Origin of the sequence: Yoonia sp. (genome assembly GCF_046292185.1) — a bacterium.
Taxonomy (GTDB): Bacteria; Pseudomonadota; Alphaproteobacteria; order Rhodobacterales; family Rhodobacteraceae; genus Yoonia.
In genome coordinates this window covers 1-24,596 of the sequence record NZ_JBKBQY010000052.1, presented here as the reverse complement: position 1 = coordinate 24,596, position 24,596 = coordinate 1, and the positions used below count along the sequence as shown (strand labels likewise).

Below are 24,596 nucleotides of genomic sequence, written 5' to 3'. Positions count from 1 at the left end.
CACGTTCTTCGTCAGCATAGGCTTTTTCCAGACGATCCCAGGCTTCTTCGCGGCGGGCCATTTCACGCGAAATGACGGCTTCGCCACGGGCGTTTTCGACCTGACGCAGGAACACTTCGACCGTGTCACCCACTTTGATTTCAGGGGCTTCGCCGGGATTTGCGAATTCTTTCAGATCGATACGGCCTTCCATCTTGTAGCCGACATCGATGATGGCCTGGCCCGCTTCGATTGCGATCACCTTGCCTTTGACGACAGACCCTTCTGCGGGTGTGTCCATTTCGAAGCTTTCGTTCAAGAGTGCTTCAAACTCATCCATTGTATTTGCCATGTGGCGTCGTTTTCCTAACGTTTTGGTTTTATACGGGCCGAGCGGTTGTCTCCGCCGGTCTTTGGGTTTCGATTTGGTCGGGCGTCGGTTGCGAATGTAAAACAACAGGGCCGGTATGCACCGACCCCGCTCTAGTCTCACGCTCGCGCCTGTTATCGGCGCTTCAACAGGGGCGCGTATAGGCCGGATCGGTCAACCGCGCAAGGTTTTTTGCGCGTTTTCGATCAAGGCCACGGCCTGTGCCACCGCCTGCGCGATGCTCATATCCGATGTGTCGATCAACACCGCATCGGCGGCGGCGGCCAGCGGCGCGGTGCTGCGGCCCGCATCGCGGGTGTCGCGCGCCTGCACATCGGCCAGCACGGCGTCCAGCGTGGTCTCGCTGCCCTTGGCCTGCAATTCCTTGAACCGGCGTTCCGCACGACAGGCGGCAGAGGCGGTGACAAATAATTTCACCTGCGCGCCTGGACAGATCACCGTGCCGATATCGCGGCCATCCAGCACGGCGCCTTCGGGCCTTGCGGCAAAGCCACGCTGGAACGCGGTCAGCGCATCGCGGACCTCCGGGTTCACGGCAACCTCGCTGGCGGCCTGCGCCACTTCGGCGCTGCGCAACGCGTCGGCATCCAGATCGGCCGGGTCCAGCCCCTGCGCCACAACGACAGGATCGCCCCCCGCCAGCATGCCCGCGCCCACCGCGCGATACAAAAGCCCGGTATCCAGATGCGCGAAACCGAAATGCGCCGCAACCGCCTTGGAAATCGTGCCCTTGCCCGCGGCGGCAGGCCCGTCAATCGCGACTGTAAAGCTCATGCGCTGATCCGTGCAATCTGTGCGCCAAGATCATTCATCAGCGGCTCAAAAATCGGAAAAGACGTGGTGATCGGCGCCGCATCATCCACCGTAATGGGGTTCTGCGTCGCCATGCCCAGCACGATAAAGGCCATCGCAATGCGGTGATCCAGTCGGCTTTCCACCGTCACGCCGCCCGGCACGTTCCCGTGACCAAGGCCAGTCACGCGCCACCAATCAGGCCCTTCATCCACTGTGACGCCCGCCGCACGCAGCCCTTGGGCCATCGCATCGATCCGGTCGCTTTCCTTAACGCGGAGTTCCTTGACGCCGGGCATATCGGTCACGCCCTGCGCAAAGGCGGCAACCACCGACAGCACAGGATATTCGTCGATCATGCTGGCCGCACGCTCTGCCGGCACCGTGATCCCGCGCAGATCGGGTGAAAACCGCGCCCGCAGATCGGCCACAGGTTCGCCCCCTTCGGTCCGCTGGTTTTCAAAGGTCAGATCGGCACCCATGTCCTGCAAAGTGGTGAACAGGCCCGCCCGCGTCGGGTTCAGCCCGATATTGGGAACCAGTACATCCGACCCCGGCACGATCAAGGCGGCACAGACCGGAAACGCGGCCGACGACGGATCACGCGGTACGACAATATCCTGCGGCTGCAATTCCGGCTGACCGGTCAGGGTAATCACACGCCCCTCCTCGGTCTCTTCCACCGTCAGGGTCGCGCCAAAGCCCTGCAACATCCGTTCGGTGTGATCGCGGGTCGCCTCTTTTTCGATCACGACGGTCTGGCCCGGCGCATTCAGCCCCGCCAGCAACACCGCCGATTTCACCTGCGCCGACGGCACCGGCACCACATACCGCACCGGCATCGGATCAGCCGCGCCGACCAAGGTCATCGGCAAACGCCCGCCGTCACGCCCGACCGAGCGTGTGCCGAACAATGCCAGCGGATCGGTCACCCGCCCCATCGGACGACCGTTCAAGGATGCGTCACCGGTAAATGTTACCGTGATCGGCGTGGTCGCCATGGCCCCCATGATCAGCCGCACGCCGGTGCCGGAATTGCCGCAATCGATCACCTGATCCGGTTCGGCAAAGCCGCCGACACCCACCCCGCGCACCGACCATTCGCCGCCGCCATGATCCGTCACCTCTGCGCCAAAGGCCCGCATCGCGCGGGCGGTATCCAGCACATCATCGCCTTCCAGCAGGCCGGTGATCCGGGTTTCCCCAACACACATCGCCCCAAGGATCAGGGACCGGTGCGAAATGGATTTATCACCGGGCACATCGGCCTGCCCCTGCAAAGGGCCGCAGGCGCTGGACATCATCGGGATCGGGGTGCCGTGGGCTGACATGGGATCTTCCTTCTTGCATTCAGGATCTGGTAACGCAGCCTTGCCACGAAATCCATCACCCCCGCGGCGCATTGTTCAAAATACTCGCGCCGGTGGCAACAGCTTTCACCGCCGCAGGAAAGTCAGGTAATGCGGCATCCGCCCTTCGCGCAGCGCCTTCTTCTCGTATCGCGTCGACACCCAATCATCCCAGGGATTGCGCCAATCCGCCGGGCTTTCAGCCAGCCAGTCAAACCCCTGACGCGGCACTTCTTCCAGCGTCTGGCGGACGTAATCGGGAATATCGGTGGCCACACGCAATTGCGCGCCCGGTTTCATGACGCGGTGCAACGGGGCCAGATGTTCGGCGGTGACAAAACGGCGGCGGTGATGCCGCTTTTTGGGCCATGGATCAGGATAATTCAGAAACACCCGCGAAATCGACTGCGCAGGCAGCACGTCAAACACATCGCGCACATCGCCGGGATGCACGGCAAGGTTATCCACCTCCGCCTTGCGGATCTTGCCCAGCAGCATCGCGACACCGTTGATGAAAGGTTCCGCCCCGATGATCCCGATATCGGGATAGGTCTGCGCCATGTGGATCAGATGTTCGCCGCCGCCGAAACCGATTTCCAGCCAGACCTCTTTACCCGGAAACAGCCCGTCCAGATCAATCGGATGGCGGTCAGGATTTTTTTCCCAACTCACCGGGCCTGGCGACAGCGGGTCCAGATCGTTTTCCAGATAATCATGCTGGCTGGCGCGGATCGTCTTGCCGCGAAACCGGCCATAGAAATTACGCCATGGCGCGCCCGAAGGGTGATGTGTCTTTGTCATGCGGCGGCATGTAGCAATCCCGCCGCCGCATGGCAATCTGTGTCAGGCGGATCATGATCCACCTTACACGTTAAACAGCGCGCTTGAGCGCCTCGACCAGATCGGTCTTTTCCCAGCTAAACCCGCCATCGGCCTCGGGCGCGCGGCCAAAATGGCCGTAGGCGGCGGTGCGGGCATAGATCGGGCGGTTCAGTTGCAGATGCTCGCGGATGCCGCGCGGGGTCAGGTCCATCACCTGTGCCACGGCGCGTTCGATCGCTGCCGGATCAACCTCGCCGGTGTCATGGGTATCGGCATAGATCGACAAGGGCCGCGCCACGCCAATCGCATAGCTGAGCTGGATCGTGCAACGCTCGGCCATGCCAGAGGCCACGACATTCTTCGCCAGATAGCGCGCGGCATAGGCGGCAGAACGGTCGACCTTGGTCGGGTCCTTGCCGGAAAACGCGCCACCGCCATGCAGCGCCGCGCCGCCATAGGTATCCACGATGATCTTGCGCCCGGTCAGACCGGCATCCCCGTCAGGGCCGCCAATCACGAAAACGCCGGTCGGGTTCACCCACCATTCGGTGTTGTCGGTGATGAATCCATCCGGCAGGACCTCGCGGATATAAGGCTCCACAATGGCGCGGATATCCGCACTGGTCTGGGTTTCAAACTGGTGCTGGGTGGACAGCACGATTGATGTCACCTCGACCGGTTTGCGGTTCTCATAACGCACGGAAATCTGGCTTTTCGCATCGGGGCGCAAGGTCGGCTCTTCACCGGATTTGCGTGCCTCTGCCAGACGGCGCAGCACGGCATGGGCATATTGGATCGGGGCCGGCATCAGTTCGGCGGTTTCCGTCGTGGCATAGCCGAACATGATGCCCTGATCGCCGGCACCTTCTTCCTTGCCATCGGCGGCATCGACACCACGGGCGATATGGGCCGATTGCGGATGCAGCAGGTTCGTCACCTCGCAGGTGGCATGATGGAACGCATCCTGTTCATAGCCGATATCCTTGATGCAGTCGCGTGCGATGCCTTCAACGCGGCCGATGAAATCTTTCAGACGGGATTTGTCGGACAGGCCAACCTCGCCCCCGATCACCACGCGGTTGGTGGTGGCGAAGGTTTCGCAAGCCACCCGCGCCTGCGGTTCCTCGGTCAGAAATGCATCCAGTACCGCGTCGGAAATCCGGTCGCAGACCTTATCCGGATGCCCCTCGGAAACGGATTCCGAGGTAAAAATATAATCTTGTCGTGCCATGGGGACGTGCTCCAATAAAACCAAACTGTCACGTCAGGAAGCCGTTGTGACAGTACCACCTTCCCACCTACGGGTTGGCCCCTATGGCGTCAATCGCTATCGCGTTTGTGGTAAACAAGGCCTGAAATCAGACCCAGAAGCAACACCAGCCCGACAGGCCAATCGCCCGACCACACATAAGGCGGGGGTGCAGCCACATCGGGCAGACCCACATCCAGCGCGCCATCCGCGCCCAAGGGCAGAGACGCCACGATCCGGCCCCGCGCATCGATCATCGCGGAAATGCCGGTATTGGCGACGCGCACCATCGGCAGGCCTTGTTCTATGGCGCGCAACCGCGCCTGTGCCAGATGCTGATGCGGTCCCGCGGCCTGCCCGAACCAGCCGTCATTGGTGATCAGCAGCAGCATCCGAGGCCGGGTCGGCCCGGTCAAGATTTCTTCGGCAAAGATGCCTTCATAGCAGATCAGCGGCACGGCCAGACCGATGCCGGGGAGGTTCACCGGACCGGGCGTGGTGCCTGCGGCAAATCCGCCGCCCTCTTGCACGGCCATGCCCCTGATCCCGATCCGGCCCAGCAGTTCGCCAAAGGGGACATATTCGCCAAAGGGCACCAGATGCCGTTTGTCATAGGTCGCGGTGATCCGCCCGCCTTGTTCCATCACCACCATGGAATTGTAGAACAGGCCTTGGTCATCCTGCCGCTGCACACCAAAGACCAATGGCGCGCCGCGCGCCGCCTCGTCCAGCTGGCTCAGGTCATCGACGATGTAATTCAGCAGAAAAGGCACCGCCGTTTCGGGCCAGACGATCATGTCGGGCCGGACGCCCTGCCCCGACAATTCCACCAGCCGGTTGATGAAAATCTCGCGAAAGGCCGGGTCCCATTTCAGGTGCTGTGGCGCATTGGGCTGGACCAGCCGGACGATGGGCGCATCACCGGGCATGTCCGGCGCAGGCCCCGGGCGCAGGGTGACAGCCAGCACCGCCAGCACCGCCAGCACCGCGCCGCCCCGTAACCACGCGCGCGCGTAAAGCCGCGCCAGCCCGAGGGCCGCCAGCAGGGTGATCAGGCTCAGCAGATGCGGCCCGCCGATGGCCGAGGCCTGCGCCATCCATGTCGGCACCCAGATATGCCCCAGCAAGGCCCAGGGAAATCCCGTCAGGATCAAGGATCGTGTCATTTCTGCCGCGACAAGAAACAACGCCAGCATCACCTGTCCGCGCGGCAAAAGCCGCTGCGCGCACCACGCCGCCAAGGCCCAGAACAACGCCGCCCCCGCCGCCATCAGCACGATTGCAAAGGGGGCCATCCAGCCGTGGCGCGCGGCATCGACCAGAAACGGCTCCACGATCCAGCGCAGGGCAAAAGCGAAATAGCCCAGCCCGAAAATCCACGCCTGCCAGGCCGCCGCCCGGGCCGATCCGGCCTTGCCATGCAGCACCAGCAACGCCGCCAAAGCGATCAGGGTGGCAGGCCAGATGTCCAGCGGGGCCTGCCCCAGCGCCGCCACGACGCCCAGCCCGAAAAGCGCGCCGAAACGCGCCCAGCGCGGCATCAGTTCATGCATCACGGGTAGAATTCATCCGCACGCGCAGACGCTTGATCCGGCGCGGGTCGGCATCGACCACCTCGAATTCGGGGCCATCGGGGTGGCGGATCACCTCGCCGCGCGCGGGCACATGGCCCGACAGCATCGTGACCAGACCACCCAACGTGTCGATCTCTTCCTCGTCGATATCGTCATGTTCGGTCAGGTTCATCCCAATCTCGGCCTCAAACTCATAAAGATCGGTGCGGGCCTGCGCCAGATAGACGCCGGGCTGTTCCATCACCCAGCTTTTCGCCTCGGCGATGTCATGTTCATCCTCGATATCGCCGACGACCTGTTCGATCAGATCCTCGATCGTGACCAGCCCGTCCGTGCCGCCATATTCATCGATCACCAGCGCCATATGGATACGCTCGGTCTGCATCTTTTGCAGCAACACGCCCAAAGGCATCGATGGCGGCACAAACAGCAAAGGCCGCAGCATGTCGCGCAGGTCCAGATCATCGCCGCCGCCGTTGAACCCGTATCGCAGCGCGAAATCCTTGAGATTGACAAGACCGACCGGCGTGTCCAGCGTCGTGTCATAGACTGGCAAGCGGGTCATCCCGGATTCGCGAAAGGTCTTGACCAGCTCATCGCGGGTGATGGTCAGCGGAACGGCAACGATGTCGGTTTTGGGGACGTAGACATCCTCGACCCGTTTACGCCGCAAATTCAGCATCCCCAGCACGGTTGCCGGCTGCGGTGACGGGGCGCGCGGCTCTGCACCGTTTTCCTCCTGCGCGGCCCTGCCGGGCCTGAAGACTTGCCCCAATCGGGTCAAAAGACCCTGTTTATCGTCTATGTCATCCTCAAGCGCGCCTTGCGCTGCGCTAGAAGAACCATCGCCGGTATCGCCCATCTGATCCTTACCTTGGGGGCACCCTGCCCCGTTCAATCCCTATATGGGTCATCAAGACCCATTTTGCCAAGTATCTCTGCCTCTAAACCTTCCATGAGGGTGGCATCAAGGTCACGTTCGTGATCGTAGCCCAACAGATGCAACGTGCCGTGCACCAGTAAATGCAGACAATGATCAACAAAAGGTTTCCCTGCCGCCTCTGCTTCGGCGGCACAGGTGTCATAGGCGATGGCGATATCGCCCAGTTCGGTGTCCATCATCGGATCGGGCGTCAGCGGCATTTCGCCTGCGATGGCCGCCCCGCGTTCTTCCGACGGCCAGCTCAGCACATTGGTCGGCGCGGGCTTGCCGCGGAAATCGGCATTCAGTGCCGCGATTCGCGCGTCATCGCATGCCAGCAATGCAATCTCGAAAACCGATGTTTCCAGCCCCAGCCTGTCCAGCACCGCATCCGTGGCGCGCTGCGCCAGCGCGTCGATATCCAGATCCGCCCAGCGCCGGTCGTCGACCACGACATCGACGCTCACTTGGCGTCATCCGCCTCATAGGCTTCGATGATCGCCGCGACCAGCGGGTGACGGACGACATCCTTGGCCGTGAAATAGTTGAAACTGATCTTGGTGATCCCCTTGAGCAAGCGTTCGGCGTCCCACAACCCCGAATTCACACCGCGGGGAAGGTCGATCTGCGTGCGGTCGCCGGTGATCACCATGCGCGACCCCTGCCCCAGACGGGTCAGGAACATCTTCATCTGCATGGTGGTGGCATTCTGCGCCTCATCCAGCACGACAAAGGCATTCGACAATGTCCGCCCGCGCATAAAGGCCAAAGGCGCGATCTCGATCACCTTTTCCTCCATCATCTTGGCGGCCTGTTTGCCAGGCAGAAAATCATTCAGCGCGTCATACAAAGGTTGCATGTAAGGATCGACCTTGTCCTTCATATCACCGGGCAGATAGCCCAGTTTCTCGCCCGCCTCGACCGCAGGACGCGACAGGATGATCTTGTCGACATGGCCGTTGATCAGCATGTTCACACCGACAGCCACCGCCAGATAGGTCTTGCCGGTCCCGGCCGGGCCAATGCCAAAGGCCAGTTCGTGATCGAACAAGGATTTGACATAGGCTTTCTGCGCCTCGGTGCGCGGCTCGACCAGTTTCTTGCGGGTCTTCACCTCAACCCGTGCGATCTCGCCCTTGAACAATTCGATCTGATCGACCGGGCCGGGCACCGGGTTCGGCCCCATGCGCAATTCGCGGTCAAGATCACCTGCCTCGACCGGGCGCCCGGCCTCCAGCCGACTGTAAAGCGCGCGTAGCACTTCCAGCGCATCCTGACGCGGCCCCTCTTCACCGATCACCGCGAGACGGTTGCCACGGCGCATAATCTGCACGCTCAGCTTGTCTTCGATGGTGCTCAGGTTGCGGTCATATTCACCGCAAAGGTCGATCAACAACCGGTTATCGGGGAATTCCAACACGGCTTCCGTGATGGTGTCGGCGGGCGGGGTCAATGCACCAGTGGCCAAACAGCTCTCCTCTGAGTCTATATGTAGCTATCGTGGCAAGGGAAACCGCAAGGCGCAAGGCATCAGTTGGAAATGTCACGGATTTGACATCACAAAGGTGCCCAAACCCCGCGTCAGGCGTGTTTTACGCGGGGTGGCCCCATCGTCAGCGCCGTTGCGATCACTCCGTAACCGCGCCCGCCGTGCCGCCAATAACGGCACCGGCTGGCCCTGCGACCACAGCGCCACCAACCGCACCTGTCGCCGCGCGTTCACGCACATTGTCGCCGCAAGCGGCAAGCGCAAAAAGTGCCAAAAAGCCCATGATGAGGCGCGAAGAAGTCATGATCTGCATTGGTCGCGTTCCTTATTACCGAATTTCGATTATGGAAACAAAACCGGACCACAGCGCTTTTGTTCCCGAATAATCCGGTAGTGCGCGCCACCAGCCGGCCATAGGCACAGCGGCGGAAACCGAAAAATGTATGGAACCCGTCGCATGCAGGCAGAAAGCCCTTACGCGACCTTGATCTCCAGATATTAGCTCGGCGCGCGCAGCAGAAATTCTGTCTCGACATGCCGAAGAACTTTGCGCTGACCAGCGAAAGGAACCATGCGGTCGGCGTCAGTAAACGACACCCAACGATATTCGCTGTGTTCGGAATTCAACTGCACCAAAGACACCGGATCTATGGTTGCAACAAACACGGGAAGGATACTGATAGCATCCAAGTGCGCCTCGTAGAATTGCTCACACATATCACCGCTATAGAGGGTTATTGGCACCAGTCCGGTTTCCTCAGCAAGTTCGCGGATAGCAGCTTGCCACGCGGTCTCACCCTGCTCTACCGCACCGGCAATTTGACACCATTCGCCCTGAAGGGATCTCGTACGACGAAGTAGCAGAACTTCATTCTTGCCGTTAATGACGCGGACCGCGACGAGGCTGACGGCGTGGCACCGGATCGGTATCTCTTGCATAACTTCCCCGGTCGTTCAGATTTTCATATCATCCAGGGTTTGCTCCGTCCCGCTCACTAGCCCTTCCCCGCTGTTCTACCCCACCAACTCGCCCTTCAGCGAATTGGCGCTGTCGTCCACGATCCGCACACGGCGCACCTGTCCCAGCACATCCATCGGCGCCTCGGCAAAGACCGCGTGCAGGTAATCCGATTTCCCGATCATCTGCCCCGGCTCGCGCCCGGCCTTTTCGAACAAGACCTTCAGCTCGCGCCCGATCATGCTGGCTTGCGTCTGCTGTTGCTGGTCGCGCAACAGGGCCTGCAGGCGCTGCAAACGCTCGTTCATCACATCTTCGGGCAGTTGCGGTTTTTCGGCGGCGGGGGTGCCGGGGCGGGTGGAATATTTGAATGAATAGGCCTGCCCGTAATGCACATCGCGGACCAGTTGCAGTGTATCTTCAAAATCCTGATCCGTCTCGCCGGGGAAACCGACGATGAAATCGCCTGACAACAGGATATCAGGGCGGGCAGCGCGAATCCGTTCGATCAGACGCAGATAGCCTGCGGCGGTATGTTTGCGGTTCATCGCCTTCAGAATGCGGTCGGACCCCGATTGCACCGGCAGATGCAGATAGGGCATCAGCTTTTCGCAATTGGCATGGGCATCGATCAGCGCCTGATCCATGTCATTGGGATGGCTGGTGGTGAACCGGATACGTTCCAGCCCGTCAATCTTGGCCAAGGCCCAGATCAGCCCGGCCAGCCCGCCGTCATGGCCGTGATAGGCGTTCACATTCTGGCCCAGCAACGTCAGTTCGCGCACGCCCGCATCGACCAGTTCGCGCGCCTCGCGCAGGATACGGTCGGCGGGGCGGGATACTTCGGCCCCACGCGTATAGGGCACGACGCAGAAGGCGCAGAATTTGTCGCAGCCTTCCTGCACCGTCAGAAAGGCGGTCGGGCCGCGTTTCGCCTTGGACCGCGCTTTCAACGTCTCGAATTTATCATCATCGGGAAAATCGGTGTCCAGCGCCTTGGCACCGCCTTGCACCGCCGTCTCCATCGCGGGCAAGCGGTGATAGCTTTGCGGACCGACCACCAGATCGACCATCGGCGCGCGGCGCATGATCTCCTCGCCCTCGGCCTGTGCGACGCAACCGGCAACGCCAATCTTCAACCCCGGCTTAGCGAGTTTCAGTTCCTTCATCCGGCCCAGTTCGGAATAGACCTTTTCCGCCGCCTTTTCGCGGATATGGCAGGTATTGAGCAGGATCATATCCGCGTCATCGGCCCGGTCGGTCGCGACATAGCCCTGCCCGCCCAAAGCCTCGGCCATGCGTTCGCTGTCATAGACATTCATCTGACAACCATAGGTCTTGATAAAGAGCTTTTTGGGCGCATTCATGGGCGGACATCCGGGAAATGGTTTCGCGGGTTCTAACGGCTCCGCCGCTTGCTTGCAATGCGGCGCGATCTGGCACAATTTGCGCGGGCCTTTGTTGGATGACCCCTGCCCATGCATTACCCCAGCCTGCCCGCCCTGATCGCCGACCGCGCACGCGCGCTGCCCGCCGGGCCACTGTGCCTGATCCTGATCGAGGATCAGATCGCCGTGAACAGCACGATCAGGCATCACGCAGCGCTGGGTTTTCGGGCGATCATCGCCTTTTGCGCCCGCGAAATCACCCTGCCCGAGGATATCGGCGTGCCACTGCACCGGGTCGATCAACCGGTCAATGATCCGGCTGCGCTGCCCCTGATCATCAACGCCGTCAGTGCAGCGACCATCGGTAGCTGGCTCTATTACTGCTACAACAGCGAATATCTGTTCTTTCCTTTCAGCGAACAGCGGCGCATCGGTGAAATGCTGGCCTTCATGGCCGAAGAACGGCGCGCCAGCGCGATGACCTATGTCATCGACCTTTACGCCCGCGATCTGACGACCCATCCCGACGCGGTCGATCCGGATGACGCATGGTTCGACGGATCGGGCTATTTCGCTCTTGCAAAACAGGATGCGACAGGTGCCGTTCTGGACCGGCAGGTCGATATCTTCGGCGGGCTGCGCTGGCGGTTCGAGGAACATATCCCCCCCGACCGGCGCAGGCTGGACCGTGTGGCGCTGTTCCGCGCGGCCAAAGGGCTAGTGATGGGGCCGGACCGCCAGTTCAGCGACCCCGAATACAACACCTATGCCTGCCCCTGGCACCATAGCCCGACCGCCGCGATCTGTTCGTTCCGCGCGGCCAAGGCGCTGCGACGCAACCCCGGCAGCCGCCATGCGATCGACACGTTCCATTGGTCCAGGTCGACCAGATTCACCTGGCAGGCGCAGCAATTGCTGGATCTGGGGATGATGGAACCGGGGCAATGGTTCTGATCCGGGGGATCGTATCCGCGCGGTGATGCCATGACGCATAGGGCCAGTCACCCGCCCGCCGCACCAGACCCGCGCGCAATGGCGCAGTGACGATCAGATGCATATGCAGCGCCAGATCGCTTTCATCCCGGATCACATGTTTCCGGAACCTGCGCTGCCAGATCCCTTTTTCGTGACGACGTGCCTGCACCCTGGTCCGTGTGGCAGGGATGGGCAGATGGCGTGAAAAGGTCGATTTGATCATCCGCCAGCGGCCGGAATAATCACTGTCGCCGTCAGGCAAAGTCCAGATCATATGCAGTTCAGCGGGCAGAATCACCGCCGCATCGATGCGGAAGGGCATCTGTTTTTGACAAAGCCGCGTGGCATCGCGCAGCAACGCGATCTGCCGGATCAACAGGTCAGAACGCTGATCCTGCAAACACACGGTAAAGAAATAGGTCCCGCCGGGGACATGGCGCCGGATATATTTTGACATGAAAGCAGCATGGCGCGGATTGATTAATTTATCGTGTAGGGTGGATCGCGATCCACCTTACTTCCGCCGCAACCTGATCACCACGTCAACCGATGCGATCTCTGCCCCGGCAGGGGCCTGCGGCAACCGGCGGATTTCCAGCTGATCCAGCGGCGCATCGGTCAGTTTCGCGGTATCTTCCCAGTAAAAATGCGGATGATCCGTCATGTTGGTGTCGAAATAGCTTTTCGACCCGTCCACCGTGATTTCACGCATCAGCCCCGCATCGCAGAAGGCGCGCAGCGTGTTGTAAACCGTGGCCAGCGACACCTTTTCCCCCGCGGCACTGGCGGCATCGAACAGGCTTTCGGCGGTGACATGGCGGTTCTGCCCGTCGCCGATCAGCAAGTCCGCAAGCGTCAGCCGCTGCCGCGTCGGGCGCAGCCCTGCGCCTGCCAGCCAGTCGGTCCCGCGGTGGTTTTGCATATCTTTCATCAAGCCGTCCTTTGCCTAGCCTCTAATATGGGAGGAAAGCACCTAAAATCAAATGAAAACACGCCGACCCGCCCTTGGTCTTGCCCTCGGGCTTGCCACAATGATACTGGGGTGCGGATATATCTGACAGAAATGAGACCCACCCCATGGCCGATTTCCCCACCAGTTTTGACAAAGACGCCCTGCTGCAATGCGCCCGTGGCGAACTCTTCGGCCCCGGCAATGCGCAACTGCCCGCGCCGCCGATGCTGATGATGGACCGGATCACCGACATTTCTGGCGATGGCGGCCTGCATGGCAAGGGCCATGTGGTCGCCGAATTCGACATCACGCCGGACCTGTGGTTCTTTGACTGCCATTTCCCCGGCAACCCGATCATGCCCGGCTGTCTGGGCCTTGATGGGTTGTGGCAATTGACCGGCTTCAACCTCGGCTGGCGCGGCTGGCAAGGGCGCGGCTACGCGCTCGGCGTGGGCGAGGTCAAGCTGACAGGCATGGTCCGCCCCGACCGCAAGCTGCTGACCTATAAGGTGGATTTCACCAAAGCCATCCAGACCCGCCGCCTGACCATGGGCGTCGCCAACGGCATCGTCGAGGCCGATGGCGAGGTGATCTATCAGGTGACGGATATGAAGGTGGCGTTGAGCGAGGGGTGATTGGGTCAGGCGGCCCAGTGCCGCCGTTCGCATCCCGATCTGTTGTCAGCTTCGGGACGAAGCCTAGCATGGCAGGCACCCCGTTATCGGTAAAATCGATTTAAGCAAAAATTCTGGTTCTGGAGGCTGCCGTGCTGGCATTGATCGGACTGATTACTATCGTTCTTGTGGTGAGCTTCCTGCTGCTTGGCCGCATGTCGCCCATCGTCGCGCTGACGCTGGTTCCGATCGGCGGCGCGCTGGTCGCCGGGTTCGGGCCCGCCGATCTGAGCGGGTTCTTCAACGACGGGCTGGCACGCGTCATGCAGGTGGCGACAATGTTTGTCTTCGCCATCACCTTCTTCGGCGTCCTGCAGGATACCGGGCTCTTTCGCCCGATCATCAACGGTCTGATCCGCCTGACGCGGGGCCATGTCGTGGCCGTGACGGTGGGCACTGCCATCGTCGGGGCGCTGGCGCATCTGGACGGGGCCGGCGCGACCACCTTTTTGCTGACCGTACCCGCGCTGCTGCCGCTTTATGAAAGGCTCAGCATGAGCCGGTATCTGATGTTGATGATGCTGGCGCTTGGGGCGGGCATCGCGAACATGCTGCCCTGGGCCGGACCGCTCGGGCGGGCCGCTGCCGTGACGGGAATTGAACTGTCGGAACTCTGGCATCCGCTTATTCAGGTGCAGGTCATCGGCATGGGGCTTCTTGTCTGCCTGGCTGTTGTTCTGGGTCTGCGCGAACAGCGCCGGATCGCCGCCGCCGGGGGCCCCGCCCCCGTCGAAGGACCCACTGTCAGTGCGTTCGCCGCCACCACTGACGAAATGACGCTGGAACGACCGGGCCTGCTTTTGGTCAATGGCGGGCTTTTTCTGGCGGTCGTCGCTGCCTTGGTGTCGGGCATTCTTCCTCCGGCCCTCATCTTCATGATCGGCTTGTCGCTGGTGCTGCTGATCAACTACCCGCATGTCGAGATGCAGATGCAACGCATCAGCGCCCATGCCCCGTCGGCGTTGCTCATGGGGGCCATCATCCTGTCAGCCGGGACATTCCTGGGAATCATGGATGGCACCGGCATGCTGCGGGCAATGGCCGCCGCGATGGTGGCGGTCCTGCCAGAAGGCATCATCGGCAGCATGCACCTTTTCGTCGGTGTTCTCGGCATGCCTCTGGAACTCGTTCTCAGCACCGATGCCTTCTATTTCGGGCTGCTTCCCATCGTCTTGGAAGTCGTCGAACCAACCGGCGTCCCAGCGCAGGAAGTGGTGAACGCCATGGTGATCGGCAACATTATCGGCACCTTCGCCAGCCCGTTTTCGCCCGCCCTGTGGCTGGCGCTGGGTCTCGCGCGGGCCGATATCGGCACACATATCCGCTATTCGTTTGTCTGGATGTGGGGGTTTTCGCTGGTGGTGCTCGCTGTCGCTTGGCAGCTGGGCCTGTTCTGACGGGGACAGGCAAAGATCGTCGCGGACCAAATTGCGCCTCTGACCAGGCGCGCGACGGGCAAGTGCCATATGGGATGGGGAAATTTCAGGGATTTCGGGGCCTGCATCTGCGCAGGCGCGCGGGTCCACTTGCCCCGCCCCCTCCTCTCCCCTAAACAAACCTAAAGCTATCAAGGGAGAACAGCGCATGCGCCGTGTCGTCGTCACAGGTCTGGGGATCGTATCCCCCATCGGAAACAACGCGGCAGACGTGACCGCCGCGCTCAAGGCCGGGACCTCCGGCATCGTCGCCTCTGCGGAAATGGCCGAACACGGCTTTCGCAGCCGCATCGCGGGCACGCTGAAAATCGACGTGGCCGATCATGTCGACAAACGCACCCTGCGTTTCATGGGCCCCGGTGCCGCCTATGCCCATATCGCCATGGGGCAGGCCATCGCCGATGCCGGGCTGACCGAGGACCAGATCATCAACCCGATGACCGGCCTGATCGCAGGGTCCGGCGGGCCGTCGACCTCTGCCATGTTCGCCGCGCATAATATCGTGAAAGACACCGGGGCGACCAAACGCATCGGGCCTTTCGCGGTGCCGAAATGCATGTCCTCGACGATCAGCGCGAACCTTGCGACGGCCTATCAGATCAAGGGCATGAATTTCTCGATCACCTCGGCCTGTTCCACATCGCTGCATTGCATCGGCATGGCCGCACAGCAGGTGGCCCTTGGCCAGCAGGACATCATGTTCGCAGGCGGGGGCGAGGAATTGGACTGGACCCTGTCCTGCCTCTTCGACGCGATGGGCGCGATGTCCTCGAAATACAACGACACGCCCGAAAAGGCGAGCCGCGCCTTCGACGCGGGCCGCGACGGTTTCGTCATTGCCGGCGGCGGCGCGATGGTCGTGCTGGAAAGCCTCGACAGCGCCATCGCACGCGGTGCCAAAATCTATGCCGAAGTCACTGGCTTCGCCGCCACCTCTGACGGGGCCGATATGGTCGCCCCCTCCGGCGAAGGCGGCGAACGCGCCATGCGCGGCGCGCTGAAAACCCTGCCCGAGGGGCGCAAGATCAGCTATATCAACGCCCATGGTACATCGACCCCGGTCGGCGACGTGGGCGAGGTTGAGGCCGTGCGCCGCGTCTTTGGCCAAGGCAGCACGCCGCCGATCAGTTCCACCAAATCCATGACCGGCCACAGCCAGGGGGCCACCGGCGCGCAAGAGGCGATCTATTGCCTGCTGATGCTGCAGGATGATTTCATCGCCCCTTCGATCAATGTCGAAACGCTGGACCCTGCGCTTGATCCGTCCGAAATTGCAACGGTCCGCGTCGATAACGCAGGTCTGGACACGGTAATGACCAATTCCTTCGGCTTTGGCGGGACCAACGGGTCGATGCTGTTGTCGAAATACCAAGGGTAAATAAATGACGATCACATTGCAGGGCAAACGCGGCCTGATCATGGGCGTGGCCAATGAACGTTCCATCGCCTGGGGCATCGCCAAGGCCATGGCAGAGGCGGGCGCAGAGCTCGCCTTCACCTATCAGGGCGAGGCTTTCGGCAAACGGCTGGAACCGCTGGCGCAATCGGTCGGCTCTGACCTGATGGTCGATGTCGATGTCACGGACGAGGCCAGCATGGACGCCGCCTTTGCCATGATCAAAGACACATGGGGCAAGCTCGATTTCGTGGTCCACGCCATCGCCTTTTCCGACAAGAACGAACTGGCCGGCCGGATCATCGACACCAGCCGCGAGAATTTCAAGAAATCGCTGACGATTTCCTGCTATTCCTTCATCGATGTGGCCAAACGGGCCTCCGACCTGATGCCCGATGGCGGCACCCTGCTGACGCTGACCTATCAGGGGTCGAACCGCGTCACCCCGTTCTACAATGTGATGGGCGTGGCCAAAGCGGCGCTGGAATCCGCCACCCGCTATCTGGCCAATGACCTTGGCCCGCAGGGCATCCGCGTCAACGCGATCAGCCCCGGCCCGATGAAAACGCTGGCCGGTGCCGCCATCGGCGGCGCGCGCAAGACCTATAAACACACCGAACAGAACGCGCCCCTGGGCAGCAATGCCACGCTGGAGGCTGTCGGCGGCACTGCCGTCTATCTCGCCTCTGACGCCGGGGCCTGCACGACAGGCGAGATTATCCGCGTCGATGGCGGCTTTCACGTCCTGGGGATGCCGCAGCCGGACCATCTGGTCTGACACCGGGGCTTTTTATTTCCCTCAAGACGCCCCGGAACGCATTCCGGGGCGCAAGGAGGCGGTGATCACGCCGCTTTGATCGCGACCATCTCGATATCGAATGTCAGGTCCTTGCCCGCCAGCGGGTGGTTCGCATCCAGCGTCACTTCCGCCTCGGTCACTTCGGCGACCGTCACCGGCACGACCTGACCTTGCGGTGTCTGCATCTGCAACTGCGTGCCGGGGTCCAGCGGGATATCGGCGGGGATTTCCTCGCGGGGGATCGCCTGGCGCGCATCGGGGTTCAGATCGCCATAGGCATCGGCGCAGGGCACCTGCACGGTTTTCTTGTCACCGACAGTCATGCCGGGGATCGCGGCATCAAGTCCGGGAATGATCTGGCCGGAACCGACCACGAATTCCAGCGGATCGCGCCCGGCGGAACTGTCGAATGTGGCCCCGTCATTCAGGGTGCCGGTGTAATGGATCTGGACGGTATCGCCTGCTTTTGCCTGTGTCATCGCGTCTTTCCTTTCGTTTTCCCATAAAATCGCAGGTTTTACCTAGGGACGCATGGCGCGGAATGCAAACCGCTTTGCCCTTTTCGCCGCTTTGACGAAGTGCAAGACTGCCGCGTGAACAAATTATAATCGGAAATTCCCCATGCCGCGCTATCACTCTACTGACGGCCTTTCCCTGCATTATACGGATGATGGCAACGGCCTGCCCGTCATCGCTTTGGCCGGGCTGACGCGCAATGGCGCGGATTTCGACCATGTCGCCCCGCATCTGCCCTTGCGCCTGATCCGGCCCGATTATCGCGGCCGCGGGCAATCCGACTGGGCCGATCCCGCCACCTATAATGTCGCACAGGAAGCCGCCGATGTGCTGACCCTGATGGATCATCTGAACCTCGACCGCGCCGCGATCCTTGGCACCTCGCGCGGCGGGCTGATCGCGATGCTGCTGGCCGCCACCGCCAGGGAAAGGCTGACCGGCGTCGCGCTGAACGATATCGGGCCAGAGATTGCGCCCGCCGGGCTGGAGGTGATCAAAAGCTATCTGGGCCGCAACCCGCCGCAAAAGACCTATGCCGAGGCGGCAGAGGCCCGCGCCAAACTCTGGACCCAGTTCGATGGCGTCCCGATGTCCCGCTGGCTGGCCGAAGTCCGCGCGCATTACCAGCAAACCCCCGATGGCCTGACCATCCGCTACGACCCGAAACTCCGCGATGCCGTGCTCAATTCCGGCGCGCAGCCCATGCCGGACCTCTGGCCGCTGTTCGATGCGTTGGACGGCCTGCCGCTGGCCTTGATCCGGGGGGCCAATTCGGATCTCTTGACGCCGGAAACCGCAGATGAGATGGCGCGCCGTCGCCCGGGTATCATCCGGGCCGATGTGCCGGGCCGTGGCCATGTGCCGTTTCTGGATGAACCCGCAGCATTGGCTGCCCTGTCCCAATGGTTGGAAAAACTGCAATGAATATCGACATGATCCGCGCCGCCGCCATCCGCCTTGACGGCCATGCGCGGCGCACACCGATCCTGACCTCGCCTTTCCTTGACGATATCGCCGGACGGCGGGTGTTCGTGAAGGCCGAATGCCTGCAACATACCGGATCGTTCAAATTCCGCGGCGGCTGGTCCGCCGTATCCGCCCTGTCGCCCGAAGCGTTGAAAGCAGGCGTCATCGCCTTTTCCAGCGGCAACCATGCGCAGGGCGTGGCACTGGCCGCGCGCAGCCATAGCACGACAGCGGTGATCATCATGCCCGCCGATGCACCCGCCGTGAAAATCGCCAATACACGCGCGCTGGGGGCCGAGGTCGTGCTGTACAATCGCGCGACCGAGGATCGCGATGCCATCGGCGCGCAGCTTGCCACGGAACGTGGCCTGACCCTGATCAAGCCCTATGACGAACCCTTGGTCATCGCGGGGCAAGGCACCTGCGGGATCGAAATCGCATCCGACATGAACGCCGCAGGCGTGCGCGAGGCCGATGTCATGGTCTGCTGCGGCGGTGGCGGTCTGACCTCCGGCATCGCCCTTGCCCTTGCCGCCGATGCGCCGGGCCTGCGGGTGCGGCCTGCCGAACCCGAAGGGTTCGATGATGTCACCCGCTCGCTCGCCTCTGGTCAGATCGAACGGAATATCCAGCTTTCCGGCTCACTTTGCGATGCCATCGTCACCCCGCAACCCGGCAACCTGACCTTTCCGATCATGAAAGACCTCTGCGGCCCCGGCGTGGTGGTCACGGAACAAGAGGCGTTGCGCGCCGTCGCCCTCGCCTTTGACCGGCTGAAAATCGTGCTGGAACCGGGCGGTGCCGTGGCCTTGGCAGCGACCCTGTTCCACCCTGATGTCAGCAAGGGCGACGCGGTGATCGCCGTCGCGACCGGCGGCAATGTGGACCCTGCCGTCTTTGCCAAGGCGCTGGCGACATTGGCATGACCCAAGTAATCCGCGATGGCGTGACCCTGCATTACCGCGTCGATGGCCCCGATGACGGCACGCCTGTCGTCTTTGCCAATGCGCTTGGCACCACCATGGCGATCTGGGATCAGGTCATCGCCCACCTGACCCCCGGCCTGCGCATTCTGCGCTATGACATGCGCGGGCATGGCCAATCCGACGCGCCCGACGGCCCCTATACGATGGGCCAGCTGATCAGCGATGCCGAGGCGGTGTGCACCGCTGCCAATATCCGCGACGCGCTGTTCGTCGGCCTGTCCGTCGGTGGCATGGTCGCCCAAGGCCTTGCCGTCAAACGCCCCGACCTGATCCGCGCGCTGGTGCTGTCTAATACCGCCGCCAAGATCGGCAATCCGAAACTCTGGCAGGACCGGATCGACATTGTCACGGCCAAGGGTCTGCCCGCCCTGTCCGACACCGTGCTGCAACGCTGGTTCGGGCGCAGCTTTTACGGCACCCCCGCCATGGCCCCTTGGCGCGCGATGCTGGTATCGACACCAGTGCAGGGCTACACCGGCACCTGTGCCGCCATCGCAGGCACGGATTTCTACACCCCTACCGCCGGTCTGCGCATCCCCACGCTGGGGATTGCCGGGTCCGAGGATGGATCAACCCCCACCGATCTGGTGCGCGAAACCATCGATCTGATCCCCGGTTCCCAATTCATCCTGATGCGCCGGGTGGGGCATCTGCCCTGCGTCGAAGACCCCGCCACCTATGCCGCCCATCTGGCGGATTTCATGAAAGCTGTCGGCCATGTCTGATTTTCTGCTGATCCACGGCTCTTGCCACGGCGCTTGGTGCTGGGACGACCTAATCCCGCATCTGACTGCCCTTGGCCACACCGCCCGGGCCATCGACTTGCCCTCCCACGGACAGGACCGGACGCCCGCCAAAGACGTCACACTGGACCTTTACGCGCAGGCGATCCTCGCAGCGATCGACACACCCGTGATCCTCGTCGGGCATTCCATGGCGGGCTATCCGATCACCGCCGCCGCGAACCTTGCGCCCGACAAGATCAGCGCTTTGGTCTATCTCTGTGCCTATGCGCCGATGCCGGGCAAATCGCTGGCGCAGATGCGGCGGATGGCACCCAGCCAACCGCTGCTGGATGCGATCATCGTGGACGATCAGCGCGTCACCTTCCGCGTCGACCCCGCCAAAGCCGCCGATAAATTCTATCACGATGTGGCACCCGACCGTGCCGCCTGGGCGATCAGCCAGCTTGGCCCGCAACCCATCCTGCCGCAGGAAACACCGCTGGCGCCCACCCACGGCCTGCCCTGCCACTACATCCGCTGCACCGAAGACCGCACCATCCCGCCGGCATTTCAGGTCACGATGACCGCAGACTGGCCCAGACAGAATGTCACCGACATGCCCACATCACATTCGCCGTTCTTGTCCGCCCCCGCACAGCTCGCGCAACATCTGACGCGCATCGCAGGAACCACCTGAACCGGGTTAAAAACGGCAGCGCAGGTCAAGTCTCAATCCCCCTTTGCAAAGCCACGACACTGCGCCAATGTCAGTCCTATGAAACACCTGCGCCTCTTTGCCGCCCGGGTCACCGGCCATGCCATCCGCATCTTTGCCCGCGCGATCACCGCCGTGCGCGCGGAATGGCACGGCATCGAACCGGTGCCGCGCCAGCGGGTCTATTTCGCCAATCACACCAGCAATGCCGATATGCCGATGATCTGGTCCTGCCTGCCCCCCGCCCTGCGCCGCGACGTGCGCCCCGTGGCAGCGGCGGATTACTGGCTGAAAAACAAACTGCGCGCCTTCATCGGGCCAGAGGTGTTCAACTGCGTCCTGATCGACCGCCGCCCCGAAGTGAATGACAAGCCGATGGACAAGATCCTTGCCGCGCTGGACGACGGATCATCACTGATCATCTTCCCCGAAGGCAACCGCAATATGACTGATAAGCCTTTGCTGCCGTTCAAGGCCGGGCTTTACAATATGGGGCTGGCACGGCCGCAGGTCGATCTGGTGCCCACTTGGGTCGCCAACCTGACCAGCATCATGCCCAAGGGCGAGGTGATCCCCCTGCCCCTGATCTGCACCGTCACCTTTGGCGCGCCGATCCATGTGCAGGACGGCGAGAGCAAGGATGATTTCCTGCGCCGCGCGGCCGGTGCGCTGGCAGCACTCGCGCCAGAGGCCCGGCCATGACCAGCACCACCGCCGATATCCTGCTGCTGGCCTTCGGCAGTTTCAGCATCCTGATCGCACTGACCGTGCTGGGCGAGGTTTTGCGCGCCCGCCAGCCTGCGGATATGCCCAATCCGGTGCTGGAAACCTACATGACCCGCGTGCAAAGCTGGTGGGGCATGGTCGCCTTTGTCGGCATCGCCCTGCTGACCGGCAAGGCGGGTGTCATGATCCTGTTCGCCTTCGTGTCATTTGCCGCGCTGCGTGAATTCCTGACCCTGACGGCCAAGACGCAGGCCGACCACATCGCGCTGGCGCTGGCGTTCTTTGTGGTGCTGCCCTTGCAATATCTGTTCGTGGGCCTTGGCTGGACCGGGCTTTTCGCCATTTTCATCCCGGTCTATGCCTTCCTTCTGTTGCCCATCGTCTCTGCCCTGCGCGGTAAGGCAGAGCGGTTTCTGGTCCGCGTCGCCGAAACCCAATGGGCGCTGATGATCACCGTCTTCTGCGTCAGCCATGTGCCCGCGCTGATGACGCTGGACCTGCCCGATTATAGCGAACGCGCCGTGCTGTTGATCGCCTTTCTGGTGATGGTCGTGCAACTGGGCGATCTGCTGGAATATTTCTTTGGCCGCCGGATCGGGCGCACGAAAATCGCTCCCGGCCTGTCGCCCAAAACATGGGAAGGTCTGGCCTGCGGCGTCACCTGCGCCATGGTGATCGGCGGTCTGCTCAGCTGGATCACACCCTTTACGCCTTTGGGTGCGATGGCAATGGCCGGGGCGGCGTCGCTGGTGGGCATGTTCGGCAGCCTCGTCTTTGCCGCGATCAAACGCGAACGCGGGGTCAAGGACTGGTCACATCTGATCCCCGGTCAGGGCGGTTTCGTCGATCAGCTTGATTCCGTCATCTTCGCCGCGCCGATCTTTTACCATCTCACCCGGTATTTTTATACCTGAGCCCAATATTGCGGCAGTTTCGACAGATTCTTGCCCATCAGCGTGCCGACCCCGCCCACGCCATGCCGCCGGATCGCGCGGTAATCCTCGCGGCTTTTGCGAATCATCTGGGCAAAGCTGCGGTTGCTTGCGCCGCCCATCCGCATCTGCACCATGACATGCGGAATATAGGCCAGCCGCACCTGCGCGAAGGTCAGAAACCGCAGCATCCCGTCATAATCGCCCGAAATGCGATAGCTGGTGTCGTATAGCCCCGCGCGTTCAAACACATCGCGGCGCAGGTACAGCGTGGGATGCGGCGGCATCCAGCCACGCGCCAAAGCCCCCGGCGCGAATGCCCCCGCCCGCCAATGCCGGATCACGCGGGACGGATCATCGCGCGCGACATATTGCAGATCGCCGTAAACCCCGTCGATCATCGGGTCCTGCAACGCCGCTTCCACCCGCGCCAGCACATCGGCGTCCGCCAGCACGTCATCGGCATGCAGCAAACCGATCACCTCGCCCGTCGCGCGCCTGATACCGGCATTGATCGCCTCATAGATGCCGCCGTCAGCGGCGGACACCAGCGCCATCCCCGCCAACCCCTGCCGGCGCAACAGATCCATCGTGCCATCGCTGGACGCGCCATCCTGCACGACATGTTCCAGATTGGCGTGGCTTTGCAGGTGCAGGCTGTCCAGCATCGCGGGCAGGGTCGCCGCCCCGTTTCGCACAGCGGTCACAACGGAAATCTTCATGCGGCATCCTTTCGATGGGTGGGAATTGTTGGGGGCAGGTCAATGCCCAACACCGCATGGATCGCGGCGAGGGGGGACGCGCTTTCGCGGGCGATATGGCGTTCCACTTCGGCCAGTTTGGCATCGACCAGATAGCGGTACCAAAACCCTTGCAGCACATGAAACGCGCGGGCGCGGCGGCCATCCAAAAAGCCAAGCCGCAGGATATATCGGTAAAGAAAATAAAGCCCCGCCCGCAATCCACCGGGCAGGCGCGCGTAAACCCGCGTCTTGACCCAGCGTTTCACACCCGCCTCGCCCTGCGGCGCGGATTGCGCGGGCAAAAACCCGTAGCGTTGGTTCAGCATATCCACCACCTCGCGGCTGGCATAGGCGTTGTGTTTGGCGATCCACCAATCCAGCGGCTTGCGATTATCGTCGATGATCAGCCCCGGCAGATGCGCCAAAGGCCCATCCACGATGATATGTTCATCCATCCAGCGCGGCTCGACCCGGCCCTGCCCACGCCGGAACAGGCGCAGCATCCGCGCCGGAAACAGCCCGCCAAAGCGCACAGGCTGGCCCTGAAACCACATGCTGCGCCCCACCGTGATGCCCGCCACATCCGGCAGGCCCGCGCTGATCTGCGCGGCCAGCGCGGGGGTCACATATTCATCCGCATCCAGCCGCAGGACCCAGCCCGTGCCGCTGTCCAACTGATCCAGCGCCCAATTGAATTGCTGCGCGTAATTGGTCCATGGCTGGTGCCAGACGTCGGCCCCGGCATCGCGCGCGATCTGCATCGTGGCGTCGGTCGATCCGCTGTCCACCACGATCACGCGGGCCGCGATTCCCTGCAATGACGCCAGCGCGCGCGGCAGATGCAGCGCCTCGTCGCGTGTCAGGATGATGGCGGTCACATCGGTCATGGCATCGGCCTTGCCACCATCGGGTTGCCCTGCCCGATATGGCGCGCCGGCAGGGAGCGCAACGCCACACCCCGCGCGCCCAGAATGGCCCCGGCCCCGATTACGACCCCCGGCCCGACGAAAGCATCGGCGCAAACCCAGGCATCCGGCCCGATCACGATGGGCGGGCACAGCAAAGGCCGCGCCGGATCGCGCCAGTCATGGCTGCCCGCACAAAGATGCGCATGCTGCGACACGGTCGCGCGCGGCCCGATC

28 protein-coding genes, 1 pseudogene and 1 riboswitch are annotated in these 24,596 nt (G+C 62.3%); of the genes and pseudogenes, 11 read left to right on the top strand and 18 right to left on the bottom strand.

The genetic code is table 11. The features are described from left to right. The 12 genes from ACK4TM_RS10815 to miaB all read right to left on the bottom strand — a co-directional run. Positions 1-331, bottom strand: a 331-nt coding sequence (locus ACK4TM_RS10815; RefSeq protein WP_409701032.1) for a S1 RNA-binding domain-containing protein, incomplete at its 3' end; no start/stop codon positions are given. A gap of 192 nt (positions 332-523) precedes the next feature. Next, the gene (locus ACK4TM_RS10810; protein WP_409701029.1) at positions 524-1,144 is read right to left on the bottom strand and encodes a (d)CMP kinase; all 621 of its coding nucleotides are present in this window, start codon (positions 1,142-1,144) and stop codon (positions 524-526) included. Beyond that, on the bottom strand, positions 1,141-2,493 hold the full coding sequence (gene aroA, locus ACK4TM_RS10805; RefSeq protein WP_409701027.1) for a 3-phosphoshikimate 1-carboxyvinyltransferase: 1,353 nt from the start codon (positions 2,491-2,493) through the stop codon (positions 1,141-1,143). Before aroA ends, ACK4TM_RS10810 begins: the two co-directional genes overlap by 4 nt. A 105-nt stretch (positions 2,494-2,598) precedes the next feature. Beyond that, positions 2,599-3,312, bottom strand: a complete 714-nt coding sequence (gene trmB / locus ACK4TM_RS10800) for a tRNA (guanosine(46)-N7)-methyltransferase TrmB (RefSeq protein ID WP_409701025.1) — start codon at positions 3,310-3,312, stop codon at positions 2,599-2,601. A 70-nt stretch (positions 3,313-3,382) separates the two neighbouring features. Further along, the gene (gene metK, locus ACK4TM_RS10795) at positions 3,383-4,564 is read right to left on the bottom strand and encodes a methionine adenosyltransferase (protein ID WP_409701022.1); all 1,182 of its coding nucleotides are present in this window, start codon (positions 4,562-4,564) and stop codon (positions 3,383-3,385) included. 7 nt (positions 4,565-4,571) lie between these two features. After that, positions 4,572-4,620, bottom strand: a riboswitch (SAM-SAH riboswitch). 33 nt (positions 4,621-4,653) lie between these two features. Next, on the bottom strand, positions 4,654-6,135 hold the full coding sequence (lnt, locus tag ACK4TM_RS10790; protein ID WP_409701019.1) for an apolipoprotein N-acyltransferase: 1,482 nt from the start codon (positions 6,133-6,135) through the stop codon (positions 4,654-4,656). Further along, entirely contained in the window at positions 6,128-7,018 is an 891-nt protein-coding gene (locus ACK4TM_RS10785) for a hemolysin family protein (RefSeq protein WP_409701016.1), read from the bottom strand. Before ACK4TM_RS10785 ends, lnt begins: the two co-directional genes overlap by 8 nt. 32 nt (positions 7,019-7,050) lie before the next feature. Then, a complete protein-coding gene (gene ybeY, locus ACK4TM_RS10780; protein ID WP_409701013.1) occupies positions 7,051-7,545 on the bottom strand; it encodes an rRNA maturation RNase YbeY in 495 nt (164 codons plus the stop codon). After that, positions 7,542-8,546 (bottom strand): PhoH family protein, encoded by a 1,005-nt coding sequence (locus ACK4TM_RS10775; protein WP_409701010.1) that lies wholly within the window; start codon positions 8,544-8,546, stop codon positions 7,542-7,544. Before ACK4TM_RS10775 ends, ybeY begins: the two co-directional genes overlap by 4 nt. Before the next feature lie 160 nt (positions 8,547-8,706). Beyond that, positions 8,707-8,880: a hypothetical protein gene (locus ACK4TM_RS10770; RefSeq protein ID WP_409701007.1), complete on the bottom strand. Its 174-nt coding sequence runs from the start codon at positions 8,878-8,880 to the stop codon at positions 8,707-8,709. A gap of 185 nt (positions 8,881-9,065) precedes the next feature. Further along, positions 9,066-9,506 (bottom strand): NUDIX hydrolase, encoded by a 441-nt coding sequence (locus tag ACK4TM_RS10765; RefSeq protein WP_409701004.1) that lies wholly within the window; start codon positions 9,504-9,506, stop codon positions 9,066-9,068. 75 nt (positions 9,507-9,581) lie between these two features. Next, positions 9,582-10,892 carry a tRNA (N6-isopentenyl adenosine(37)-C2)-methylthiotransferase MiaB gene (miaB, locus tag ACK4TM_RS10760; protein WP_409701001.1) on the bottom strand — a complete coding sequence of 437 codons (1,311 nt, stop codon included), beginning with the start codon at positions 10,890-10,892 and terminating at the stop codon, positions 9,582-9,584. Positions 10,893-11,003: 111 nt separating this feature from the next. On the opposite strand from miaB, the gene ACK4TM_RS10755 reads away from it, so the two are divergent. After that, positions 11,004-11,867 (top strand): hypothetical protein, encoded by an 864-nt coding sequence (locus ACK4TM_RS10755; protein ID WP_409700998.1) that lies wholly within the window; start codon positions 11,004-11,006, stop codon positions 11,865-11,867. On the opposite strand, the gene ACK4TM_RS10750 is transcribed toward ACK4TM_RS10755, so the two are convergent. Both ACK4TM_RS10750 and irrA read right to left on the bottom strand, forming a co-directional pair. Further along, on the bottom strand, positions 11,806-12,345 hold the full coding sequence (locus ACK4TM_RS10750; protein WP_409700995.1) for an REP-associated tyrosine transposase: 540 nt from the start codon (positions 12,343-12,345) through the stop codon (positions 11,806-11,808). The genes ACK4TM_RS10755 and ACK4TM_RS10750 overlap by 62 nt on opposite strands. Before the next feature lie 57 nt (positions 12,346-12,402). Beyond that, a complete protein-coding gene (irrA, locus tag ACK4TM_RS10745) occupies positions 12,403-12,819 on the bottom strand; it encodes an iron response transcriptional regulator IrrA (protein ID WP_409700992.1) in 417 nt (138 codons plus the stop codon). A 146-nt stretch (positions 12,820-12,965) separates the two neighbouring features. Here irrA and fabA point away from each other — a divergent pair, with 146 nt between their 5' ends. The 4 genes from fabA to ACK4TM_RS10725 all read left to right on the top strand — a co-directional run bounded on the left by fabA (position 12,966) and on the right by ACK4TM_RS10725 (position 17,124). Beyond that, entirely contained in the window at positions 12,966-13,475 is a 510-nt protein-coding gene (gene fabA / locus ACK4TM_RS10740; protein WP_409700989.1) for a bifunctional 3-hydroxydecanoyl-ACP dehydratase/trans-2-decenoyl-ACP isomerase, read from the top strand. Between the two features lie 131 nt (positions 13,476-13,606). Beyond that, positions 13,607-14,911 (top strand): CitMHS family transporter, encoded by a 1,305-nt coding sequence (locus tag ACK4TM_RS10735; protein WP_409700986.1) that lies wholly within the window; start codon positions 13,607-13,609, stop codon positions 14,909-14,911. A gap of 187 nt (positions 14,912-15,098) precedes the next feature. After that, entirely contained in the window at positions 15,099-16,328 is a 1,230-nt protein-coding gene (locus ACK4TM_RS10730) for a beta-ketoacyl synthase N-terminal-like domain-containing protein (protein ID WP_409700983.1), read from the top strand. Positions 16,329-16,332: 4 nt separating this feature from the next. Continuing rightward, positions 16,333-17,124 (top strand): enoyl-ACP reductase, encoded by a 792-nt coding sequence (locus ACK4TM_RS10725; protein WP_409700981.1) that lies wholly within the window; start codon positions 16,333-16,335, stop codon positions 17,122-17,124. Between the two features lie 65 nt (positions 17,125-17,189). On the opposite strand, the gene ACK4TM_RS10720 is transcribed toward ACK4TM_RS10725, so the two are convergent. Continuing rightward, positions 17,190-17,624 carry a peptidylprolyl isomerase gene (locus tag ACK4TM_RS10720; RefSeq protein WP_409700978.1) on the bottom strand — a complete coding sequence of 145 codons (435 nt, stop codon included), beginning with the start codon at positions 17,622-17,624 and terminating at the stop codon, positions 17,190-17,192. 142 nt (positions 17,625-17,766) lie between these two features. Here ACK4TM_RS10720 and ACK4TM_RS10715 point away from each other — a divergent pair, with 142 nt between their 5' ends. The 6 genes from ACK4TM_RS10715 to ACK4TM_RS10690 all read left to right on the top strand — a co-directional run bounded on the left by ACK4TM_RS10715 (position 17,767) and on the right by ACK4TM_RS10690 (position 22,693). Further along, on the top strand, positions 17,767-18,585 hold the full coding sequence (locus ACK4TM_RS10715) for an alpha/beta fold hydrolase (protein ID WP_409700975.1): 819 nt from the start codon (positions 17,767-17,769) through the stop codon (positions 18,583-18,585). Continuing rightward, on the top strand, positions 18,582-19,553 hold the full coding sequence (locus ACK4TM_RS10710; RefSeq protein WP_409700972.1) for a threonine/serine dehydratase: 972 nt from the start codon (positions 18,582-18,584) through the stop codon (positions 19,551-19,553). The genes ACK4TM_RS10715 and ACK4TM_RS10710 overlap by 4 nt, the downstream gene beginning before the upstream one ends. Continuing rightward, positions 19,550-20,338 carry a 3-oxoadipate enol-lactonase gene (gene pcaD, locus ACK4TM_RS10705; RefSeq protein WP_409700969.1) on the top strand — a complete coding sequence of 263 codons (789 nt, stop codon included), beginning with the start codon at positions 19,550-19,552 and terminating at the stop codon, positions 20,336-20,338. Before ACK4TM_RS10710 ends, pcaD begins: the two co-directional genes overlap by 4 nt. After that, entirely contained in the window at positions 20,331-21,035 is a 705-nt protein-coding gene (locus tag ACK4TM_RS10700) for an alpha/beta fold hydrolase (protein ID WP_409700966.1), read from the top strand. Before pcaD ends, ACK4TM_RS10700 begins: the two co-directional genes overlap by 8 nt. Positions 21,036-21,113: 78 nt before the next feature. Next, positions 21,114-21,755, top strand: a complete 642-nt coding sequence (locus tag ACK4TM_RS10695; RefSeq protein ID WP_409700963.1) for a lysophospholipid acyltransferase family protein — start codon at positions 21,114-21,116, stop codon at positions 21,753-21,755. Beyond that, the gene (locus tag ACK4TM_RS10690; RefSeq protein ID WP_409700960.1) at positions 21,752-22,693 is read left to right on the top strand and encodes a phosphatidate cytidylyltransferase; all 942 of its coding nucleotides are present in this window, start codon (positions 21,752-21,754) and stop codon (positions 22,691-22,693) included. The genes ACK4TM_RS10695 and ACK4TM_RS10690 overlap by 4 nt, the downstream gene beginning before the upstream one ends. On the opposite strand, the gene ACK4TM_RS10685 is transcribed toward ACK4TM_RS10690, so the two are convergent. The 3 genes and pseudogenes from ACK4TM_RS10685 to ACK4TM_RS10675 all read right to left on the bottom strand — a co-directional run. Continuing rightward, positions 22,684-23,433 carry a glycosyltransferase family 2 protein gene (locus ACK4TM_RS10685; protein WP_409700957.1) on the bottom strand — a complete coding sequence of 250 codons (750 nt, stop codon included), beginning with the start codon at positions 23,431-23,433 and terminating at the stop codon, positions 22,684-22,686. The two genes, ACK4TM_RS10690 and ACK4TM_RS10685, sit on opposite strands and share 10 nt — an antisense overlap. Further along, on the bottom strand, positions 23,430-24,341 hold the full coding sequence (locus ACK4TM_RS10680; RefSeq protein WP_409700954.1) for a glycosyltransferase family 2 protein: 912 nt from the start codon (positions 24,339-24,341) through the stop codon (positions 23,430-23,432). Before ACK4TM_RS10680 ends, ACK4TM_RS10685 begins: the two co-directional genes overlap by 4 nt. Continuing rightward, positions 24,338-24,596 (bottom strand): annotated as a pseudogene (locus ACK4TM_RS10675) (acetyltransferase); the annotation flags it as partial. The pseudogene ACK4TM_RS10675 and the gene ACK4TM_RS10680, both read right to left, overlap by 4 nt.